We start from the raw sequence: 20,663 nt of genomic DNA, 5'->3' as shown, positions 1-20,663 counted from the left end.
TCGTTGCTTGCTGCACATGTACTTGCGCCGAGGCTGAGGGCACCTGGTAATTCGGTCGCAGGAGGTGGCGAGGTTCTGCAGAATCCGGGCTGTGGATCGCTTGGTTGAGATCGCGGATCGGTTGACCGCCGTCAGTGGCGTTGTCGGAGTGTGTTTGGGAGGCAGCCGGGCGAGGGGCACGCATCGTCCTGAATCCGACTACGATCTGGGCCTGTACTACCGGCCACCCCTCGACACTGATGCCCTGCGCCTGCTCGCGGCCGAGCTGACCGGCGAGCCGGTCGACGTGACTGAGCCGGGTGGCTGGGGGCCGTGGGTGGACGGCGGTGCCTGGCTAACCATCAACGGTCACCCCGTGGACTGGATCTACCGAGATCTGGACCGGGTGCATCGAATCTGGCGGCAGTGCCAGGACGGGCAATTCGCGGTAGGCGTCCAGCCCGGCCACCCACTGGGGTTCTATTCCCACGCCTACGTTGGTGAGGTGGCCCTTGGACGCATCCTCGCCGATCCGAGCGGTGAGCTGCAGACCCTGCACCGGCAGACTCGCAGCTATCCGCAACCGCTGCGCGAAGCGCTCATCACCAACGCGCGCTGGGAGACGCCGTTTATCCTGACTGGCGCCCGCAAGGGTGCGGCTCACGGCGACGTCTTCTATGTCGCGGGTTGCCTTTTTCGTGCAGTTGGGGTTCTCTCGCAGGCCCTCCATGCTCAGGCCAGGTGTTGGGTCCTCAACGAGAAGGGGATGGTTCGGGCCGCCGGAGAACTTGCCGTCGGGCCTACCGATTTCGCCGAGCGGGCCCACGGACTGTTCTCCGCGCTCGGCACCACCCCGGATACTCTCACCGCCGCGATCGATGACGCCGATCGACTGGCTGCCGAGGTATGTGAACAGCTCGAGTTCTGACAGCGTCCATGATCGGCGGCAGAACTAAGGCCTTCGTCTGGATCAGCGGGCAGTGTTCTGTTCCACGGTCCCTTCGACGGGACCACTTACTTCCTGCTGACACGAGCCTGCAGGCCCGGCCCCCGGGGACGCCCAGGCCGGCCCATACGATGAGGCCATGAAGCGACATTCAGCAGGACACTGGCTCCAGGTTGTCGGCGTCGGTCACGGTGCCATCGGCGCCGTGATCTACCGCGATGTGTTCGCCGACATGGTTCGCGGAAACCTTCTCAACTCCGTGCCCGACCGGGGCGATCGCGCCGCCGCCTTCTGGTTCATGGCCGCTGCACCCACCCTGTGGATGGGCGGCCGGCTGCTCCGGTCCGCGGAGGAGCACAAGGACATTCCGGCCCAGCGCGCCGCGGGCGTCGTTCTCACCGCCGTCGGCGTGATGGGCACCGCGGCCATGCCAAAGAGCGGATTCCCTACCCTGGTGGGGATCGGCGGCCTCCTGCTGCGCAGGTCGCTGCGCGGCTAAGCCGTTGCGTTCAAGGTCATCGTGCAGACCAGAGGAAGATGCCTGCGATAGGGAGTCCGGCCAGGTAAGTGGTTGCGTTCTTCTCGTAGCGGGTGGCGATGCCTCGCCACTGTTTCAAGCGGTTGATCGTGTGCTCGACGGTGTTGCGCAGTTTGTAGGTCTCACGCTCGAAGGCCGGTGGCTTGCCGCCCCGGCTGCCGCGACGTAGCCGGTGGCTCCTTTTGTGTGGAGGGGGACCGGGCGGGAGCCGGTCGGCCTGGATCCTCGGGCCCTCGGCATGGCCTGGGGGTCCTGACATCTGTCAGGGTCCTTTCCTGCCTGCGTTTTTCTAGTCTTGCGCGCATGACGCCCCTGTCGTCCCGGTCGCGAGGAGTGCGATGGATCCGTGAACCCCTATGGTGCGAGCCGTTTTCCAGCACAGCGGGTTCCTGGCCGCTTCAACGCAGTGGAGGCCTGTCGGACGGGTTGCTGGACTTGTGGCCGGCCCTTCACGGCAATTGGTTCCGCCCGGCTGGGTGTGTTGCCGGCAGCAGGCCGCATCGAGCGTGGGCGGCAACCCGTCACGGGGTTACGGGGGCTCACCGCGGGCCGCGACGGCGGCCCTCCGGCCGGTTACTGCACCGACGCCCCAGCGGGATCGGCAACGTCCGGACTGCTGGCAGGTCGCCGTCAGCTGCTGCCCGCAGCCGCCCGGCCGAACGTACAAAGGGCGCTCGTCAGGAGCGGCAGGGCCGGGATCAGGTTGTCCCTTCGATCAAGGAGTTGTGATGCGTAGAGCTGTTCTCGGCGTGTTGATGGCGTTGGCGGTGGTGTTCGCGATGGCACCGCTTGCCGACGCCGGTCAAATGCAGACCGCGGCCGCAACCGTCCCTGCGGGAGTCCCCGACACCGTGACGTACGGCCTCCGGCCCGCGGTCGCAGGCAAGAGCGAAGGCGATGTCTCCATCAAGCGCGCCTTTTCCACCTGGGCCACGAACGTGAACGTGCGCCACAACAACGCCAGCGTCACCACCTGCGGAATGTCGCCGTCCACGGCCAACTGCCCGAACATCCGGGGGCAGGTGAACCCGGGCGTCTCCTTCGAGGTCTGGTGCCAGAAGGTCGGCAGTCAGACAGTGGGCGGCAACCCGTACTGGGTCTACATCCTCACGCCCAACTTCGAAGGATGGATGGCCAGTTACTACATTGACTACCCCGACAACGTGCTCCCGGACACCCGCTTCTGCTAGCGGCCGCTAGGCCGCGACCAACGAGCAGTTCCCTCACGGCGAACTCTCGGGGGTCGTTGCAACAACGCGGTGAGTTGATCAGGCCGCGAGCAGCTTGGACATACGCTCGGCTGGGGTCTCCCAGCCGAGCGTTCTCGTGTGGGCGGCTGTCGACTTTGGTGGCGACGGCATACAAGGGTCTTCGCGGGTATGCAGGGCAGAGGTCGGTTCCTTGGGGCAGGACTGGCGCAGCAGGCCGTTGACGCTTCACGCCCTGTCCCGAGACCGTAGTGCCGCTCACTAACAGAGCCCAGGACTGTCCCCACGAGGCTGCCGAGGCCGCTCGCAGCCGGATCGCGCTGCCGGGACGGTTTCCTGGCCCGGCAAGCAACTCGGCGCACTGATCGGGGAGTTCAGCGGTGCCCCGGCCGCTCGGCGGGTTTCTTGGCCGGCGCCTGCTCACCAGGCGCCGCAGGCTGGCCGGGCACGCAGCCCAGGATGGGCTCGGGCGCCAACGGGTATAGCCAGAGTAGCCCGTGCCTTTCACCGCGGGGGCCGGTGGGCTGGAGGATTGCATTGATGTTGTCGCGGACGAGTTCGCGCGCGGCAGCGAAGTTCGCGGGGTGCCAACCGGCGTTGATGTCGGCAGCGGTGGGCACGGCTCCCACGCCTGCCGTCCCCCGCAGCGCTCCGCCGGATGCGCGGACAAACCCTCCTACGCCTGGGACGGCAACCTGATGTGGGGCGGCTCCTACGACATCGACCCCCACGAGGAGACCGCGACGGCCACCGTGCAGTGGTCCGGCAGGGTGCCGGACGAGTCCGGGAAGAAGGACTCCGACCTCTCCCAGGCGCTGGCGTTCGCACCGTACGCGACGTTCTCCACCTCGGTGCCGGAGACGTTCCCCACAGACAACAGTCAGGGCTTCCTCGGCAACCCGGTGTTCGTGCGCTGCGACATGGTGTACTCCCCGGCGGGCTGCGTGTTCCGGGACTGCATGCCCGGCTATGTGTTCAACACCGCCAAGACCCCGGCGGCCGCCGCGCACGCCTGGCTGATCCAGGCGAAGATCCGCGAAGGTGCGCCACTGAGCTACCTCCCCGACCGCAGGGGCGATACGGGCGAGCACGGTGAGCGCAACAAGTACGGCCGCGACCCCGACGCCAACCGCAGAGTCATCTGCCCGGACAGCTGGGCCGCCAAATCCGGCCACCCGGGTACCACACCGGTGACCGACATCTCCGCCAGCGACAAGGCGTCCTGTGACGAGTTCACCTTCGCGGCGAGTTGAGCCGCTTCCCCACGTTCGCCAAGGATCTCCGGCTGATCGATCAGGACACGTATTTCGTCAGGACGCCGGGCTTCGACAAGTGCGACGCCTCGAAGCCGACGATCAAGTGCGACATCCGGTAGCACGATTCTGACGCACACATACTGACGCACGCCGCATGTGCGGCCCGGGGCCGGGCACAGGGCCGACCCCGGGCCGCGCCACACCGGAGAACGGAGACACGCAGTGAGTTCCGGCGGGATCACATGGATAGCCGACGACGACATCTCGTGGCTCGGCTACTACATCAAGCTGGCCCGGAGCCTGACCGGCGAACAGCTCGCCGCCCGCCTCGCCGCTCCCGGCGGCCCCGTACCGGTCCAGGCCACCACCGGGCCGCAGGCCGAAGAGCTCATCGACGGGCTCGACGCGGAGCGCGGCGACGCCGACAGCATCGCCGTCCGCTACGGCGACCACGCCGGCCTGGGCTTCGCCCTTGCCTATGGCCACTGGCCGTCCCTCCTCGGGCCCGCGTACCACGACGGGACATCCCGAGACGGGGTGCACGTCTTCGAGCTCTACTACGAGAAGCAGAACTCGAAGGTCCCGCCACCCGCATTCGCCTACTTCCACGACGACCACTACGTGTGCTGTTTCGACATGTACATGCACACTTGGTCGCAGGAGATCACCGGCCCCGGCGCCGACCTCATCCGCGCTGACATCGTCGCGGCCGGAATCCCGGAGGAGAGCGAGAGGGACACGGCGCACCGTGCCTCTCTCACCGTTCTGGAACAGCGCTTCGAACTGGCGCTGCCGCGTGATCTGATCCTCGACGCGTCACTGCCCACTGTGCTCGTCAGAGGGCAGCAGCCGCGATGAGCCGTCGCCGTGATCGCAGGCGGCCCCTCCAGCGCTGCAGTTGGTTCGGGGTGCGCGCCCACGTGTCCTCGGGATCGACGCTCCCCATCGCCTCCTTCTCCACGCCCAACTCGTGCCGCGCGCCGTAGAGGTGCGTGGACAGTCCCGGCCGGACCCGCACCTGTCCGCAGTACTGAACCGTGACGGCCCCGGGAGCGCGCCACGGCGGTCCCGCCGCCTTCGACGTCTTCGCGTTCGCTCAAGTAGACGCGGGGCGGCCTCACCGAGGCCCTGCGGATCCGTGGGCAGGCTGAGGGGCGACCTGGGACTGCGCCGTACATAGCCCTCGGAGTCCCAAGATCCCCCACGAAGGACATTGTTCCCGCGGTCTCCGTTCGGTACCGCGTACATGCTCTTGGTCTGGGCCTGGATCTGGTAGTCCAGCCGGATGGTCGGCGCGTCGTTCGTGCTCGGTCTGACGGGTGTCATGGCGCGGCGATCTGGACGTGATTCACCTGGTTCTGCGCGAGGGCTCTTCGCTCCTGCTCAATGGTTTCCAGGGCGGCGTCGATCTCCCGAACCCGTTCACGTTCTTCTTCGTCCAGCTCGTACATCTCGGCTCGCATGACCAGCGCCTCCCGTTCGTCCTCCAACCTGCCCTGGCGATGGTCCAAGATCCGCTCGGCAACAATCTGGGTCATGTCATTTTGCTCAGGAGGCTCGGAACCACGGGCCAGTGCTACGAGCCATACCGCCATCTCGCCCAGGAAGATCGTCGTCTGGATGCGGTACTCCTCCCACACAACCCGCCCGTCCCAGTGCTGGACGCCGTCCAACAGGTCGAGGACCCGATCCCGTGTGACGCGCTGATCGTCTGGCAGCAGTCCCAGGAGCGCTGTCAGATTCGATTGATGGGCCATCAGCTCCCGCCCCCAACCCTCGCGGTCCTCGAACGTCCCGTGCTCCCGGTACGTCTGGCGCTGGATGGTGATCGCGAGTGTGGTTGCTGCTTCCACTCCTCGTTGGGCTGTGGCCCGTGTCTGGGCCAGGTGAGCGGCAGCGTCACCTTTCCTCGACTGCCACCAGGTCCCGAGGAGCGTGAAGCCGCCACCTACGAGCGCACCGATCAGACCTGTGCCGAAGTCGGACGTGATTGCGTTCCAGAGTTCTCCCACGCAGATCATCATGCATACGGGACCATCCCCGTGGGGCTGATCACGTCAAGTCCGACTGGTGGTTAGGCTTTCCGGAATCGTGGGCACGGGCCTGAGCCCTGACCAGCCCGTCGTAGTCCCTCTGGTCGAGCTTCACGGAGGGGCAATCGTGGCGCTCGGCCGCACAGTCGCCGGGGACGTACCGCACGAGGGTCAGCTCCTCGCACGAGAGGCACATGACGCCCGGAACAGTTCCCGGCGCGGCTCGCTCATCGCATCGAAGCGATCGTGGCCGAGGAACCGCCACGTGTCTGGACGCCCGAATGTCCAAGCCCGACCTCCGTTACGCCGACGAGTGGCGCCGCATCCATCGCCCCTTGTCGGCCGAGGAGTTGGCGTTCCGCCGTCGGTCAGGAACACCTGTCAGGGGGCCAAGCTGTACGTCGACGAGGCCCTGGAGGTCGCGGGGGAGCAGAAGGCGGCCCCGGAGAAGGAAGAGGTTGGTGGCCAAGATGGAAGGGGACGGCCGGCTCTTCGAGGTCATGTACGGACGGACGGAAGCTCTGGGCTCGTAAGGTCGTGCACCCTCGCGAGGCGGCCCGCCGGAAGCGCCACCAGCGGACGTTGGCGTGGCGTAGGGAAAGGCGGCGTGATCCCCGAGACCCGTCAGGAGGCCCTGAAGCGGCGCGGGTTGGTGGAGCCCCCGTCGGGGTTTGAGCTGACCCTGAACGCGTCGAGGCCTCCCGTCGGGCAGTCGACCTCCGGGCCCAGGGGGACCGTGAACCGGCCACAGCACTCGCCCTGGACCCCTCGCATCCCCGGCGCCGGGAGTTCATGAAGTGCGTGGCCCTGGTCGAGTTTTCCCGGGAGCCCTACGCCCCTTCTTTTCGGGATCCGGAGCCGTCCCCACGCCGACGGCCCAGTCGCCCATGAACCCAGCTGAACGCCCCCGCATCCAGCCCATCACCCCACCAACACAGTTGGAAAGCGTGCACCGTGCGCCATAGCTCCGGAGAACCCTTGGCAAAGGGGAGCACCGCAGTAGCATCCCGCATGCCCATTTCATGGAGATCAAGCGTCGAGTCTTCGCGCAGATCTTGCGTCAGCGTGGGATCGAACCCACTGCCGTACGCGATGTCGATGTCGCCTGGGACGCCTTCGGCGAGTTCTGCCAGATAGAGGTGGACGGGATCGAGCGGCCGGAGGAGGACGGCGACGGCGTCATCGCGGAATGGGGTCGGTGGGACTGGAACGACGCCCAGCCGGCGCTGTCCTTCGGGCGACTGCTGGCGGTCACAGGGGGGCCGGCGGACGTGATGATCCCGAGTGGCAGCCCGAGTACTGGAAGGTGGAACTGCAACTCGTCTTCACCGAGGACCCCGCATGGGCCGATCTCGACAGCCTCGGGCATCAGGACACCGGGTATGACTTCGACGAGATCGGTCCCCGCAGGACTGCCGCACTCCGGGAGATGCGCCGGTTCATCGAGTCCTGTCCCTCGCTGGCAGCGATGTGGCGAACCGAGCCCACTCGCAGTGAACTGACCCTTGAACGAGCGGGGTGACTGCCGCGTCGTAGTGCACGTGCGTAGAAGCCCTCGGCCATCAGCCGAGGGCTCCCTGTCTTGCTGCCACCGCAGCAGTCAGCATATCCGCAGGTCAGGCCCCTTACCTGTTCTCCTTGGACACCGCTCCCGACTTATGTCCTGGAGGCCACAGTCCAGGGTGGTCGTCCACCCGCCATCGATCGTGAGTCGTACAAGCGGTGCAACACCGTGGAACGCTGCACCAACCGCCTGAAGGACTGGCGGGGCCTGGCCAGTCGCTAAGAGAAGACCGCCACCGTGTTCCGAGCCGGCCCCCACGTCGCCGGCATCTTGTTGTGGTCCACCGTTGATCCGAGGGCCTGACGGGTGTCAATTCCAGGGTTCCTGGTAGGGGTTCTCGCCCAGCACCCGTGCGGCGGCCGCGCAGAGGTCTTCGCCGTAGAGCTGGTTGCCGCCGTATTCGGAGCCCCAGAGTTCGGACGCGGCCTGAGCTACGGCGCGCCAGCTGAAGTCCTCATCGACTCGCCACGTGCGAATCTGCACGGCCTTCTCCGTCGTGATCGTCGCAGGATCCACAAGTTCGTGTGTCATTCCACTGACCTTGGAAACGTTGTTGGCGGGGCGGCACTGGATTGCGACCGTGCCTACTTGCGCACGTGGAAGCGCAGCATGGTGACCCCGCCCGACTGGACATTGCTGAACGGTTCCAGGTCGATCCGGTCGAGGCCCGGCGGTGCGAAGCGGACGCCGTCGCCGAGCAGCACCGGCAGCACGTACACCAGGATCTCGTCGACGAGGCCGCGTTGCAGGCACTGGGCGGCCACGTCGGCGCCGAGGATCTCCAGGTTCTTGTCGCCGGCGGCGCGGCGTGCCGTGGCCACGGCTTCCTCGATGTCGCAGGTGAGGAAGGTGACGTTGGGATCCGGCTCGGAGGGCGGGCGGTGGGTGAGGACGAACTGCGCCCCGCCGTCGTAGTCGGTGTTCTCGTCGGACATGCGCTTGCCGACCTCGTACGTGCCCCGGCCGATGAGCATGGCGCCCGTGGCCGCCATGACCTCCGGGAACGTCGCCGACGTCATGTGCTCGAAGATCCAGTCCATCGTGTGGCCGGGACCGGCGATGAACCCATCGAGGGACATCACCCTGTTCACGACCACTTTGCCGGTGCTCGCATCCGTCATGCGTCTTCTCCAAGCATGTGGAGGGCCGGGATCGCATCATAGGTCGGTGAGCAACATCTTCTCCTGCGGTAGCCACGACCTGGACCTGTCCAATGGCGCCGCCGCGGTGTTCATCGACGTGCTGATGCTGGCCGTGTCCGATCTCGCCTCCGAGGACTGGGACTTCCGCTTCGCGGCGCTGCTGACCCTGCAGGACCAGAACGTCATGGGGCGCGGTGCCGTCGGGTTCGACCTGGCGGAGTTCGACTGGGGTGCGACGGAGCGGGAACGCGCCCGCGCGAAGGACTTCGTGCTGCGTGCCACAGCACTCGCGGCGAGCGGACATCGCTGGAGCGAGCTGGGCTACCACCCGCCCCGCGGGCATGACTACCTGCACCGCTTCACAACCATGGTGGAGTCCTGCACCCCGCCCGCCGACAGCAGCGCCGCGCTCGGCTTCCCCGGCCCGGACGAGGCCGCGATGGCCTCGTGCGTGCGCCACCGCGTCCTCAGCGCGCTCCCGCTCTGGGACGGCTGCTTCCTCTGCAATCGGCCGCACTACTAGCCCCGCTCGATTCCACATCAGGAGGTCGGTGCCTAACGACTTCGGGGTGCACTGGCGCACTGACTGTGACTACTTCCGCCACTGGGTAGGGACCGGAGTAGTCGCTCACGTGCGCGACCAGCTCCGCCAGCAGGTCCGGGAGCGGGGAGGGAAGGATCCCCGGACGTGACGGCGATCCTGGACGCGCAGAGCGTCAAGGCAGCCGAGGCGGTCGGCAGCGACTCGCGTGGCTACGACGAGGGCAAGAAAATGAACTGGCCCACCCGGAGGTGATTCTGGCCTGGGCGGACTTCGCCTACGGTGGCCTGGTCGACTGGGCCAGCGACTTCGTTGGTCTCACCCCTCCACACCTCCGCTCGGCCCAAGGGTCAGAAGAGCTTCGTGGTGTTACCGAAGCGGTGGGTGGTCGATCGGCAGACAATTTGGATCATGAAAGCCCGCAGAAACGTGCGGGACTACGAGTGCCTTCTTGCCGTACTTCGCGCCGGCTGAGGTCTTGGAGACGTGTCCGCGTATCGGCGACTGGGAAATGCCCTCAGGGATACTGGTCGCCCATGGATGAGGTCAAAGTCGTCGTCGCCCATTCCGAGCGCGCGACTCTGCGCGTCGGTGACGTGTTCTTGAAGGTGGACGCCGATCAGGCGCGCATCGACGTCGAGGTCGAGGCGATGTCCCTCGCGCCGGTCCCGACCCCGGAGGTCCTGTGGCGCAAGCCGCCCGTGCTCGCGATCGCCGCACTCCCGGGGACGACGCTTGGGCGCCTCGGCGGGCCGTCGACCGGGTCGACGGCGGCATGGGCAGCGGCGGGCGCGGCCATTCGGAAGCTGCACGAAGCGCCTCTACCGCCCCTGCCGGGCCGGGCCGGCAGGGGCATCGCCGCGCTGGCGGCGGAACTCGACGACGAGTGTGAGTTGCTGGTGACGAACGGTGTCCTGCCCGCGGACCTGGTCACCCGCAACCGCCAGGTCGCCGAGGCCGCGCTTCGGCCGTGGACTCCGGCATTCACACACGGCGACCTGCAGATCGCGCACGTCTTCGTCGACGGCGACGAGGTGACCGGCATCATCGACTGGTCCGAGGCGGGCCAGGGTGATGCCCTGTATGACCTCGCCACCTTTACGCTCGGACACGAGGAGCACCTCGACGATGTCATCGCCGGCTATGGCAACGACATCGGCCTCGACGTGATCCACGCGTGGTGGTCGTTGCGAAGCCTGCTGGCAGTTCGCTGGCTGCTCGACCACGGCTTCAACCCCTTCGCGCCGGGCTGTGAGGTCGACGTGCTGCGATCCCGGATGTGAGGCTGCGCGGGCCCGACTGCTACGTATGCGTGCTGACGCAGCGAGCAGGCCATCCCCTGGGGCGATCGCCCGCCCTTACTCTCAACAAAGTGCGGTGCACAGTGGCTCACCACCGGGGACGCGCCCGGCCTCTACGCTCGCCTCGCCACCCGCACCACCGCAGCCACCATCACACGCCGGGCGTTCAAGCCTTTCGCAGCAGCCCGCAACCTCACCGCGGTCGCCCGCGCATGCGCCCGCCAACTCGCGGCAGGGGGAGCGCGTTCGAGCTACTGCTCCCAATTCGACGTGTTGCGGCCAGCCGTACAGAGGCAGGTGGCTCCTCACACGTGGCTCGCGGATACCGAGATAGCCTCCTACGGCCGCTTCACCGTCATCCCGCCCAGCTCCGTACGGGCCGACCGTACGACCGCGACGACGGCTTGACCACCTACATGTGGCTGAACTGGGACGTCTCCCGTGACGCCGTCGCCGGACTGGCGACGGAACGGACCGTCAATCATCCTTGTCCATTTGACAAGGACTCTTTACATGGAGACAAGTTCCCTTTACGTTTGCCGCATGGAGAAATCATCAGACAACCGCCAGAGTCGAAGCGACAGGGTCCGAGCCCGCGCGTGGTTCCTCGACTGGTTGCCGGCGGTCATCGCGCTCGGGTTGCTCAGCTTGATCTCAGAATTCGGCCTCTTCGGTTCGGCGGACTCATGGGAACTGTTCTGGTCGCTGCTGAACCTCGCCCCTGGGCTCTGGATCGTCCGGGCCGTGATCAGAAGCTTGCGCCGCGCCGACGAGTACCAGCGTCGTTGCCAGCTCGAGGCCCTGGCGATCGGGTTCGGCGTGCTGATCATGGCGATCTACACCGTCGGGCTTCTCCAGGCGGCCGGGGTGGGCGACCTGCGCCAGCTGGTCCAGATCAGCTTCGTGGCAAGCATCCTGACCTGGATCGCGGCCCTGCTGTTCAAGACGCCGCGAACCCGATGAAGAACCGGCTCAGGGAACTGCGGGCGGTGCGCCGTTGGAGTCAGGCCGACCTCGCTGACCGCCTCGACGTGTCCCGGCAAACGGTCTACGCCATCGAAACGGGCCGCTACGACCCGAGCCTGCCGCTCGCATTCAAGATCGCCGCCGTGTTCGGCGAACCGATCGAGGGTCTCTTCTTCCCTGCCGACGATGCGGACTCCGAACCGTGACCGTCGGTCGCGGCAGTGGTGGCTGCGCCACGCACAGTCCGCACTCTGCGAGCGGGTGTCGTGGTCTGCCGCTGTCCGCCGGCTCCTCGTCGCCGCCGTGCACCGGTTCATCAGCATCGTGCCCACCGGGTCTTGGGCAGGATGTCAGCGCTTTGGGAGGCTCTTGAGCTCCGGCTCCTCATGGTATTTCGAGCAGTCGGGGTTGCGGCAGGGCCCAGGGGCCCACACGGGCACATAGATCCCGAGGGTCTTGTGCCGCTTTTTGATGATCATGCTTCGAGAGTGCTTGCAGACCGGGCACGCAAGCGTCCCTTGCTGGCCGGCCTCCTGCTCGGCTTTGCTCATTCTTTAACAATAGGCTGTTTGTGCAAAAATAGGGAAAATCTACCCAGATTGGTTGAGTGTCTGGTGAGGTCATCGCGGCCCGTTGGGCGGGTCGCCTCCCTGGCCCCTCCCTGAGTGCGGATCGTTGACGTGCCCCGGAGGGTTGGCGGCCGGGTCCGGCCCTGGGCCTGTGCTCTCCCCCTGAGCGGCATCCGCGGGACTGATAGGAACAGGGCGCAGCAGGCTGAGCACAACGGACGCGGCCAGTACGACGACGATGACCGCGAGGCTGACCGGCGATGGGACTTCTGGGATGTCAGGGCTGATCATCTTGTGCGACGCCTGCAAGATGAGCTTGACGCCGATGAAGGCCAGGATGATCGCGAGGCCGCGGTTCAGGTAGTGGAAGCGGTCCAGCAGTCCCGCCAGCATGAAGTACAGGGCACGCAGGCCCAGAATCGCGAATGCGTTGCTGGTGTAGACGATGAAGGCGTCGTCGCTCACGGCCAGGACGGCCGGGACGCTGTCGACGGCAAAGATCAGGTCGGCTGCCTCGATCGCGGCCACCACCGCGAGGAGCGGGGTGGCCACGCGTTTGCCGGCCTCCTTGACGAAGAACTTCATGCCCGCGTACTCGTCCCGGACGGGGACGAACTTGCGGAGCAGGCGTATGGCGAAGCTCTTGCCGGGGTCGAAGGTCTCCTCGTCGCCCTTGAGGAGTTTGTAGGTGCTGTAGAAGAGGATCGCGGCGAAGGCGAACAGGACCGCGGTGAAGCGGCTGACGACGGCGACGCCGAGGGAGAGGAAGATCCCGCGGAAGATCAGGGCGCCCATCACGCCGAAGAACAGCACCCGGTGCTGGTAGGCGCGGGGCACCTTGAAGTAGGCGAAGATCACCGCGAAGACGAAGAGGTTGTCCACCGACAGGCTCTTCTCCAGCAGCCACGCGGTGGTGTACTCGGTGCCGGCCGTCGTGCCGAGGACGAGGAAGACGACGCCGGCGAAAATCAGGGCGAGACCCACCCACAGGCCGCTCCAGGCAGCAGCCTCCTTGAAGCCGATGACGTGCGCGGTGCGGTGGGCCAGCAAGTCCACCGCCAGCGACACCACCACCGTCGCGGCGAACGCTCCCCATAGCCAGAGCGGGACCTCAGGCACACCGGTCACCCTCTCCGCGGTCCACGCCGATGCGCAGACCCTTACACAGGAGTCTGCGGCATCTCACCACACCGGGCGACCCAGGATGTCCATGGCGCCGGGCCGCCGTCCCCGCGGAGAACCCCGCAGACGAGAACCGGATGTGAGCATGCCGGACAACGCTGATCCGATGCCCGCTCCGGACTGCATGGGCATGCTGCAGGGTTCAACAATCCGGCCGCCTGTGGCCGGGGCGCCGCAGTTCGAGACATCCAGTCGTGCTTGGGTCGGCGGCCACCCGTGTTACATGCTGTGGCGGCAGAAGCTCTGGCCGTGGGAGCGTCAGGTGACGAGCAGCCTCCGGGCTTGGAGGAGGAGCTCAGTGGCAGATCTACCGTTCGGGGTAGGCGCCATGCCCAGTCCTGGAACATCACGACGGGTGAACGGCCACGTGGCACCGGCCGGCCCACAGGATCGGCAAGCTGCTGGCTGGACCAGGCCAACGCTTCGCGCACCGTGATCGAGGAGGCCATCGGTGCGATCGCCGCGGTCGGCCGGATCATGCCCGCCGACGCCTGGAGGTACTGCAACAGACATCGCTCAGTACCAACGTCAAGCTTCGCCACGTCGCCGAATTGATCATCGACTGGATGACCAGCGGCTACCTACCAGCAGATATTCGACACGAGCTCGAACGCCGACTGGCCAGGGGCCCATCCGATTGACCAGCCTCGGCCTGCACTGGTCTTGCCTCGTAGCGCAGGGATCGTCGCGCCGTGGAGACGACCGACGCTCTCCTCCAGCAGGCCCACGCACTGTGGGGCTGACGGCACCAGCCGGAAGCCACGCACATTCACCCGCGCGGGGGCGCTGCAGAGGCTTCTGGGGCATATGGGGGAGCCGGCTCCGCGGACCGACGACGGTCTGGCCGCCCTGATCCGGGCCGCAGTGCACTGGCCGGACCTAGAGCCTGTCTCCTTGACGAAGATCCCTCCCCGCCGAACGGAAAATCTGGCGACCCGAGGGGACTGCTCGACTACGGTCGCGGGGGAGGTAGACGCGTGTCCTGGCCATCAGTGATCGTTCTTGTTCCCGCGGAGCAACGCCCGTCGCTTGAAGGGCGAATCCGTTCCCTTGAGCTCGTGCCGGATCCCGTGACTGGCGACCAAAGGCTGCACCAGCACGGGTACTCGTACTACATCGACCTCTCCGGCGGGATCCTGGCGGACTACGAGCCGGAGGAGCTCGAGCAGGTGAGGACCCGGATCGGCGAACCGTACGCGGTCTATGTGTCGTGCCAGTCCATGGACGCGGCCCGGGCCTTCCTCTGCGACGTCCTGCCTGGCGTGGACGGTCTTGTCGACACCAACCACGACGAGATCCTGCAGGCGAGCGAGTTCCTCACGCTGGTGGACCGTTACCCCGGATGGGACTGGCGTCGCCAACCGAGCACAGACCTCCAATAGACCGGCTACGTCGGTGTCCTGTCACCTGCGGGTCCAGATGAGGATGGCGGCCAGGTGCAGTGCGGCCTGGTAGGCGACAGCAAGCTTGTCCGTCCGCATTGCAAGGCCCCGCCACTGCTTGATCCGAGCGATGCACCGCTCGACGGCATTGCGCTCTTTGTATGTCTCAGTGTAGAAGCCGGGCGGGCGGCCTCCGGCGCGGCCTCGCCGCAGACGGTGGCCGATCTGGTCGGCGGGCTGCGGGATAACGGCACGGATGCCGCGTCGACGGAGGTGCCGACGGATTGAGCGGGAAGAGTAAGCGCGATCCGCAAGGACGACCGTAGGGCGGGTTCTTGGTCTGCCGAGTCCGCTTCGCGGGATGCGGATTCCGGCCATGACTGCCTCGAAGGCCGGCGCGTCACCGGCCTGGCCCGCAGTGAGGTGAATGGACAGAGGCCGTGCCCGGCTGTCACTGGCCAAGTGGACCTTCGTGCTCAACCCGCCGCGGGAGCGTCCGAGCGCGTGATCCTCGCTCGGTCCGGCCAGGCACCTCCTTTTCCTGGCTCCGGCCGAATGCTGGTGAGCCCGGCAGACGGTGGAGTCCACCGAGACTGTCCAGCCCACGTCGTCGCCAGCGTCCGGCACGGCAAGGACGGCCGCGAGGATCCGTTCCCATGTGCCGTCCATGGCCCACCTGATCAGGCGTTTGTGCGCGGTCTGAAATGGCCCGAGTTCCTCTGGCAGGTCGCGCCAGGGCGAGCAGGTGCGGTACTTCCACGCGATGGCTTCCAGGGTCCGGCGATGATCCGCCCACCGTCGTCCACGGACCGGATCGGCCGGCATCAACGGCTCGATCCGGACCCACATCGCATCAGTGATCATTAACCGAACAGACACATCCGATCAACTGACCCACTCATCAAGGAGACACGCTCTAGCCGATCTGGACCAGATGCCGCCCGGCATGGACGGCCTGGAGGTGTGCCGGAGGATGCGTGACCACGGGCCGTGCCGGGTCATCATGCTCACCGCGCGCGACGAGGAGGACCGCACCCTCGGCCTGGAGGTCGGAGCCGACGAACTATGTCACCAAGCCCTTCAGCCCGCGCGAACTGATCCCCAGGGTCGAGTCGGTGCTGCGCCGCGCGCCCCGGCCTGGGTACGGGGGGGCGGTGAGCACGGCCGACCTGACCGTCGACACCGGCCGCACGCCGGGCCACCAAGGACGGCCCCGAACTCGCCCTCGCTGGCCGGGATTTCGACCTCCTCGCCTTCTTCCTACGCAATCAAGGACGGGTGTACGGCCGCGAGGACCTGATGCGCGAGGTGTGGGGCTGGGGGGTCGGCGACCTGTCCACAGTCACCGTTCACGTCCGCCGCCTGCGTGGCAAGGTCGAGGACGACACGGCCCGGCCGCAGCTGATCCAGAAGGTGGAGGGCGTGGGCTACCGATGCGAATCCGGCTGTGGGGAGGAGGAGTGACCGTGCGCGACACCTTCCTGATCGCCGTGCATGCCTTCGCTGGCGCCGCCGTCACCGGCCTGGCTGGAGCCGGTGCGTTGCGCCTGCTGCGCCACCGCTCGGTCACCGAGGTCGCGGCAGTCGGAGTTGTCGCCCTGTTCGCGGGCACGCTCGCCGTAGCCTGGGCGATGTTCCTGTCGCCGCACGACGTCACCGTGGTGACGACCGTAGTGGCGATGGCAGCCGTGGTCCCTCTCGCGACCGCGCTGCTGTTGGGCCGCTGGGTCGTCGCCCGCAGCCGCGAACTCGCTGTCGATACCCGTTCGTTCGGCTGACGGTAGTCACTTCGCCGCACCCGACGGGCGGCCACCGCCGAACTGGATTCAGTCATCCGGGAGTTGGGGTTCATGAGTGGCAAGCTCGCCGAATCCCGCGACCGTGCACGCACATCGGAGGCATCCGGACGCGGATTGGTCGCCGGGATCTCCCATGACCTGCGCAGCCCGCTGGCTGGCCTGCGTGCCATGTCCGAGGCGCTGGAGGACGGGGTCGCCGCCGACCCCGAACCGCCACCTGAGCCAGATACGCACCGGAGCCGAACGCCTCAGCAACATGGTCGGCGACCTCTTCGAACTCCCCCGCATCCACACCCTTCCCCTGAACCCCGCCCAGGATCTCGCCGTACGACCTGATCGGCGACACCTCGCGGGTCTGAACTCGCTATCCGGCGAGCAGCGCATACGGCTGGTCGGCGACGACGTGGACCCTTTCCCGGTCGAGGTTGATCGCCACGGAGATGAGTCGCTTGCTCGGTAACTGCCTTGTCAACGCCATGCGCCGCACCGCCGCCGACGCTACGATCGCGGTCGCTGGCGAACTCGCCCGACGGCGATGTCGCGTCCGTGACGGACGGCTGCGGCGCCATCCCCGAAAAGGCTCTCCCGCGGGTCTTCGACACCGGCTGGCACAGCACGCACGCCCCTTGCGGGCGGGGGCGCGGCCTTGCCAGCGCGAGGGGCATCGTGGAGGCCCACGAAGAGCGGACCATCGTACGCAGCATCCCAGGCGGCTGCCGTTTCGAGGTGACCCGTTTTACGGCCCACGGGTGAGGTCACTCGTCGGCGAACTCCCGCATACCCTTCTCCAACCCGACCTGCGGTTGCCAGCCGAACCTGGCCCGCAGCCGTGCGAATCCGCGGTGATGTGCCGGGCGTCTCCCAGCCGGTACTCGCCGGTGATGACCGGCTCGGGTCCCCCGCACGTGGAGGCCGGCGCGCGTGCCATCTCTCCTACGGTGTGCGGCTGACCACTGCCGGTGTTGTACGAGCGGCTCGCGCCTGTGGGCCGCGAGCGCCTCAACGACATGAGACCGGATGAACCCTGCACCGCCGGTGACCAGTACACGCATACGGCCACGCTGGATCCGCGACGGCACCGGGCCGCGTGACCGGACCGGCATGTCATCACTCCGTAAGACGCCGAAGGCGCGTCGGAAGGGGACAAAACGGCACCTCCGCGAGACGCTGCCGTACGCGCCCCTCATCGCCGCCCAGGGAGACCGTCATGGCAACGCCGCATTCCCCGTCCGCAAACGACTCCTACCGCTTCGACGACCTGACCGCCCTGTTCATCAACTGCACACTCAAACCATCCCCGCAGCTCAGCCACACCCAGGGACTGATCGACAAGAGCGCGGAGATCATGATGGAGCGCGGGGTCACCACATCCGAGATCCGGGCTGTTGATCACGACATTGCACCCGGCGTATATCCGGACATGACCGAGCACGGCTTCCCGGCCGACGAGTGGCCCGCGCTGTACCAGCAGGTGATGGCCACCGACATCCTGGTCCTGGCCGGACCGATCTGGCTCGGCGACAACAGCTCCGTCACCAAGAAGATCATCGAGCGGCTCTACGCCTGCTCCTCACTGCTCAACTCCCAGGGCCAGTACTCCTACTACGGCCGTGTCGGAGGCTGTCTGATCACCGGCAACGAGGACGGCGTGAAGCACTGCGCGATGAACGTCCTCTACAGCCTCCAGCACCTCGGCTACACGATTCCGCCCCAGGCGGACGCCGGCTGGATCGGCGCGGCAGGCCCTGGACCGTCGTACCTCGACCCGGACTCGGGCGGCCCGCAGAACGACTTCACCAACCGCAACACCGCCTTCATGACCTGGAACCTGATGCACCTGGCAGCCCTGCTCAAGCGCTCGGGTGGCGTCCCCGCACATGGCAACCAACGCTCCGAATGGGACGCCGGCTGCCGTGCCGACGCGGTCAACCCCGAACACCGCTGAGACGCGCAAGGAGGCCGGCCTGCTCACCTCCGAGCTGCGCGGCACATGCGTGTACTACCGGGTCGAGCCATCGGTCCCCGCGGCGATAGGCCTAGTGTTGACCAAGACCGCACCTACCGTGGGCTGACCGCCATGAAGCTCGCGCCAATTGGCCGGGGCCTATTGGTCAGTGAGAGCCTGCTCTGTGCATAGCGCCACCCCGCGAGCCCCGATTCGTCGGTTCCCCGAGTGCGCGCCAGGGGGTGTCCGCTGGTGTCGGGGGCCGGTGGCGTGCAGTTGCCGTCTAGGGCATCGGTGGCGCGGTCCGTTACGGCGGACGATGCCGCCGGTTCGGTCATGTCAGGGGTATTGCAAGGCCCCGGAAGTGTTTCGGCGCGCACCTCGGGGGCGGCCGCACTCGCTCGTGACGGACTGGCTACGAGAGCGAGGGCGGCACCCACAGCATGACCGTTCCTGCCGGTCTTTCCACGGCAGTTGCCTCCGTCTTCACCCCACTGGCGTCCAATGCTTCCCCTTCGTGACCGTCTCTCCTGTGTCGACGTGTGGGTGCTGACCGGGGGAGGAGCGGGTCGCACGGCCGACAGGATCTCCAGCGACTGGGCCGTCATGGAAGATCGCGTCCCTGGCGGGCCTGGCATACGTCAGCTCTCGGCATCAGAGCGCGGGCCGAGCTGCGGCGTCCGTCCAAACGCTGATGTGCCGCGGCCTTCGGCGACCGCGACATCCTGATCGTCTTCGACGTAGGCTACGTCGCCCCGCGCATGGCTTACCTCCTGGCCGCCCTGCCGGTGGACGTTCTCGGACGGATGCGCACGGTCGGAGCCGTCGGGCGACTGCGGGCCGATAGTGGCGTGCGCGGGGACCTCCCATCGCGTCCACCATCGACCCAGGCAGAGCCGAGCAGACGCGGCGCATGGCGTCCAGGTCGCTCGTCCAGTGGTGCGCTCCACCTGGACGCCATGGACCAACCACGCTCGCTCCACGGTGTGTGGGTCGACGGCGGACGGGATGGAAGCTCGGGGTGGGTGGCGGGTTAGTGAACTGGGAAGCCGCATCGTCGCATCAGAATGAATCCGGTTGGCCGCGAGCGTGGACTAGCGTGCCCGCTTGCGTACTTCGATGGCGAGTGGCGCCCCGTTGCCAACAGGCGCAGGCTGGATTGGGGGAGGGAAGAGCGGTAGGTAGGGCATGGGGGGACATGCCGAGGATCACCTCGCCTGCTGAAGTTTGAACGAAATGGAAGGCTGCTATGACTACTGTCTTTCTCAGATGTCGAGGGGAGCTTCCGGGCAACCGTTTCCTCGACGGACATACGCATGATGGAACCGTGGGCCTTGCGCCCAACACCGCGGCCCCCTTCAGCGGCACCCGGTGGGACATGCGGAAGATCCAGGGAACACAAGACGAGTTCGTCTTCCGATGCCTGGGAGATATAGAGGGCAACAGGTTCCTCGACGGTCGCACCCACGATGGAACCGTGGGTCTCGCGCCGGACACCAGCGAGCCGTTCACGGGCACCAGGTGGAAGGCCACCAAGAGCAGCGACAACATCACCACCATCAAGTGCCTGGGCAATCTAGAGGGCAACAGGTTCCTTGACGGTCGCACCCACGATGGAACCGTGGGTCTCGCGCCCAACAACCAGCCCCCGTTCAGCGGGACCAGGTGGGCCGTCGAGGTGCCGATCGACTAAAGGGTGCTGCAGAACGCTGTGAACTGGGCATCTCCGTTGCATGGTCGGGGTGTTGAGGGCCGAGCGGGTGTGGGTGGAGACGTTCACGGGCCTGCGTGTGGATCAGTTCGGACGGCTGCTACGGGTGGTCCGGGAGCGTGGTGGTGAGGGGTGCGGGTGGGGCCGTCCGTGGCGGCTTCCGCTGGCTGAGCCGGTGCTGCTGGTGGTGGTGTACTACCGCACGAACCTCACTATGCGGCAGCTCGCCCCGCTGTTCGGTGTCTCGCCTGCGACCGTGTGCCGGGTGATCCGGCGCCTGGACCCGATGCTGGCACTGGAGCCAGCCCGGGTTTCGGTCGATGCTGCCGAGCGTTTGTGGATCGTGGACGGGATTCTCGTTCCGGTCCGCGACCGCCCGGTGGGTGCTTCCGCCAGGACGCTGCCCGCCGGTCCGGCCGGCAACCGCTGGGATAGGGCGAGCGTCGCCGCCCAGCGGACATGCATTGCTTGCACCACTAGGTCGCGACTGCTGAGACACCTTGGTTCCCCGCTGGCGAACAGCGCAGACTGCTGGTCGTACGGCCCGCGCTGGGCTACGTCTGGCTCTGCCCGGCCAGAGGGAGCCGCAGCCGTTGATCAC

The 20,663-nt window shown here is 66.9% G+C and carries 19 protein-coding genes and 7 pseudogenes; 18 read left to right on the top strand and 8 right to left on the bottom strand.

The genetic code is table 11. From position 1 onward, the window contains the following. The first annotated feature begins 91 nt into the window (after positions 1-91). Complete coding sequence (locus ACWGDB_RS06835) at positions 92-907, top strand: nucleotidyltransferase domain-containing protein (RefSeq protein WP_453821427.1); 816 nt, start codon at positions 92-94, stop codon at positions 905-907. 157 nt (positions 908-1,064) lie between these two features. Beyond that, positions 1,065-1,424 (top strand): DUF6463 family protein, encoded by a 360-nt coding sequence (locus tag ACWGDB_RS06830; RefSeq protein WP_453821426.1) that lies wholly within the window; start codon positions 1,065-1,067, stop codon positions 1,422-1,424. Positions 1,425-1,440: 16 nt separating this feature from the next. Here the strand turns inward: ACWGDB_RS06830 and ACWGDB_RS06825 are convergent. After that, positions 1,441-1,635, bottom strand: a pseudogene (locus ACWGDB_RS06825) (IS5/IS1182 family transposase); the annotation flags it as partial. Between the two features lie 556 nt (positions 1,636-2,191). Between ACWGDB_RS06825 and ACWGDB_RS06820 the strand changes: the two are divergent. Beyond that, positions 2,192-2,653: a hypothetical protein gene (locus ACWGDB_RS06820; RefSeq protein ID WP_453821425.1), complete on the top strand. Its 462-nt coding sequence runs from the start codon at positions 2,192-2,194 to the stop codon at positions 2,651-2,653. A gap of 78 nt (positions 2,654-2,731) precedes the next feature. Here the strand turns inward: ACWGDB_RS06820 and ACWGDB_RS06815 are convergent. Then, positions 2,732-2,899: pseudogene (locus ACWGDB_RS06815) on the bottom strand (IS30 family transposase); the annotation flags it as partial. Between the two features lie 356 nt (positions 2,900-3,255). Between ACWGDB_RS06815 and ACWGDB_RS06810 the strand changes: the two are divergent. From ACWGDB_RS06810 to ACWGDB_RS06800, 3 genes are all read left to right on the top strand, one after another. After that, positions 3,256-3,924, top strand: coding sequence for a hypothetical protein (locus ACWGDB_RS06810; protein WP_453821424.1), 669 nt, complete (start codon positions 3,256-3,258; stop codon positions 3,922-3,924). Beyond that, positions 3,921-4,046, top strand: a complete 126-nt coding sequence (locus ACWGDB_RS06805) for a hypothetical protein (protein ID WP_453821423.1) — start codon at positions 3,921-3,923, stop codon at positions 4,044-4,046. The genes ACWGDB_RS06810 and ACWGDB_RS06805 overlap by 4 nt, the downstream gene beginning before the upstream one ends. 103 nt (positions 4,047-4,149) lie before the next feature. Further along, a complete protein-coding gene (locus ACWGDB_RS06800) occupies positions 4,150-4,785 on the top strand; it encodes a hypothetical protein (protein WP_453821422.1) in 636 nt (211 codons plus the stop codon). A gap of 464 nt (positions 4,786-5,249) precedes the next feature. On the opposite strand, the gene ACWGDB_RS06795 is transcribed toward ACWGDB_RS06800, so the two are convergent. Then, complete coding sequence (locus tag ACWGDB_RS06795) at positions 5,250-5,939, bottom strand: hypothetical protein (protein WP_453821421.1); 690 nt, start codon at positions 5,937-5,939, stop codon at positions 5,250-5,252. Positions 5,940-7,266: 1,327 nt separating this feature from the next. Between ACWGDB_RS06795 and ACWGDB_RS06790 the strand changes: the two genes are divergently transcribed. Then, entirely contained in the window at positions 7,267-7,482 is a 216-nt protein-coding gene (locus ACWGDB_RS06790) for a hypothetical protein (protein WP_453821420.1), read from the top strand. Positions 7,483-7,833: 351 nt separating this feature from the next. On the opposite strand, the gene ACWGDB_RS06785 is transcribed toward ACWGDB_RS06790, so the two are convergent. Together ACWGDB_RS06785 and ACWGDB_RS06780 are read right to left on the bottom strand one after the other, a co-directional pair. After that, entirely contained in the window at positions 7,834-8,055 is a 222-nt protein-coding gene (locus ACWGDB_RS06785; protein ID WP_453821419.1) for a hypothetical protein, read from the bottom strand. Between the two features lie 53 nt (positions 8,056-8,108). Continuing rightward, positions 8,109-8,645, bottom strand: coding sequence for a dihydrofolate reductase family protein (locus tag ACWGDB_RS06780; RefSeq protein ID WP_453821418.1), 537 nt, complete (start codon positions 8,643-8,645; stop codon positions 8,109-8,111). 46 nt (positions 8,646-8,691) lie between these two features. Between ACWGDB_RS06780 and ACWGDB_RS06775 the strand changes: the two genes are divergently transcribed. From ACWGDB_RS06775 to ACWGDB_RS06760, 4 genes are all read left to right on the top strand, one after another. Further along, a complete protein-coding gene (locus tag ACWGDB_RS06775; protein ID WP_453821417.1) occupies positions 8,692-9,189 on the top strand; it encodes a hypothetical protein in 498 nt (165 codons plus the stop codon). A 554-nt stretch (positions 9,190-9,743) separates the two neighbouring features. Further along, on the top strand, positions 9,744-10,490 hold the full coding sequence (locus tag ACWGDB_RS06770) for a phosphotransferase family protein (protein ID WP_453821416.1): 747 nt from the start codon (positions 9,744-9,746) through the stop codon (positions 10,488-10,490). Positions 10,491-11,021: 531 nt separating this feature from the next. Beyond that, positions 11,022-11,471: a hypothetical protein gene (locus ACWGDB_RS06765; protein WP_453821415.1), complete on the top strand. Its 450-nt coding sequence runs from the start codon at positions 11,022-11,024 to the stop codon at positions 11,469-11,471. After that, complete coding sequence (locus tag ACWGDB_RS06760; protein ID WP_453821414.1) at positions 11,468-11,680, top strand: helix-turn-helix transcriptional regulator; 213 nt, start codon at positions 11,468-11,470, stop codon at positions 11,678-11,680. The genes ACWGDB_RS06765 and ACWGDB_RS06760 overlap by 4 nt, the downstream gene beginning before the upstream one ends. Before the next feature lie 414 nt (positions 11,681-12,094). On the opposite strand, the gene ACWGDB_RS06755 is transcribed toward ACWGDB_RS06760, so the two are convergent. After that, a complete protein-coding gene (locus ACWGDB_RS06755; protein WP_453821413.1) occupies positions 12,095-13,162 on the bottom strand; it encodes a TerC family protein in 1,068 nt (355 codons plus the stop codon). Between the two features lie 1,121 nt (positions 13,163-14,283). Here ACWGDB_RS06755 and ACWGDB_RS06750 point away from each other — a divergent pair. Next, entirely contained in the window at positions 14,284-14,607 is a 324-nt protein-coding gene (locus tag ACWGDB_RS06750) for a hypothetical protein (RefSeq protein ID WP_453821412.1), read from the top strand. 21 nt (positions 14,608-14,628) lie between these two features. On the opposite strand, the gene ACWGDB_RS06745 is transcribed toward ACWGDB_RS06750, so the two are convergent. Then, the gene (locus tag ACWGDB_RS06745) at positions 14,629-15,471 is read right to left on the bottom strand and encodes an IS5 family transposase (RefSeq protein WP_453821411.1); all 843 of its coding nucleotides are present in this window, start codon (positions 15,469-15,471) and stop codon (positions 14,629-14,631) included. On the opposite strand from ACWGDB_RS06745, the pseudogene ACWGDB_RS06740 reads away from it, so the two are divergent. Then, a pseudogene (locus ACWGDB_RS06740) lies at positions 15,455-16,071 on the top strand (response regulator transcription factor). The gene ACWGDB_RS06745 and the pseudogene ACWGDB_RS06740 overlap by 17 nt on opposite strands. Positions 16,072-16,073: 2 nt before the next feature. Beyond that, positions 16,074-17,159, top strand: a pseudogene (locus tag ACWGDB_RS06735) (sensor histidine kinase). 2 nt (positions 17,160-17,161) lie between these two features. Here the strand turns inward: ACWGDB_RS06735 and ACWGDB_RS06730 are convergent. Next, positions 17,162-17,388, bottom strand: a pseudogene (locus ACWGDB_RS06730) (NAD-dependent dehydratase); the annotation flags it as partial. 276 nt (positions 17,389-17,664) lie between these two features. Here ACWGDB_RS06730 and ACWGDB_RS06725 point away from each other — a divergent pair. The 4 genes and pseudogenes from ACWGDB_RS06725 to ACWGDB_RS06710 form a co-directional block, all read left to right on the top strand. Continuing rightward, a complete protein-coding gene (locus ACWGDB_RS06725) occupies positions 17,665-18,351 on the top strand; it encodes a flavodoxin family protein (protein ID WP_453821638.1) in 687 nt (228 codons plus the stop codon). Between the two features lie 7 nt (positions 18,352-18,358). Next, positions 18,359-18,478, top strand: a pseudogene (locus tag ACWGDB_RS06720) (transcriptional regulator); the annotation flags it as partial. Positions 18,479-19,828: 1,350 nt separating this feature from the next. After that, positions 19,829-20,044 (top strand): hypothetical protein, encoded by a 216-nt coding sequence (locus tag ACWGDB_RS06715; protein WP_453821410.1) that lies wholly within the window; start codon positions 19,829-19,831, stop codon positions 20,042-20,044. A 40-nt stretch (positions 20,045-20,084) separates the two neighbouring features. Further along, a pseudogene (locus ACWGDB_RS06710) lies at positions 20,085-20,459 on the top strand (helix-turn-helix domain-containing protein); the annotation flags it as partial. Between the last annotated feature and the right edge of the window lie 204 nt (positions 20,460-20,663).

The sequence above is a fragment of the Streptomyces sp. NPDC055013 genome, assembly GCF_053608645.1.
The sequence above is the reverse complement of the archived record's forward strand: the minus strand, read 5'-3'. Positions and strand labels throughout refer to the sequence as shown.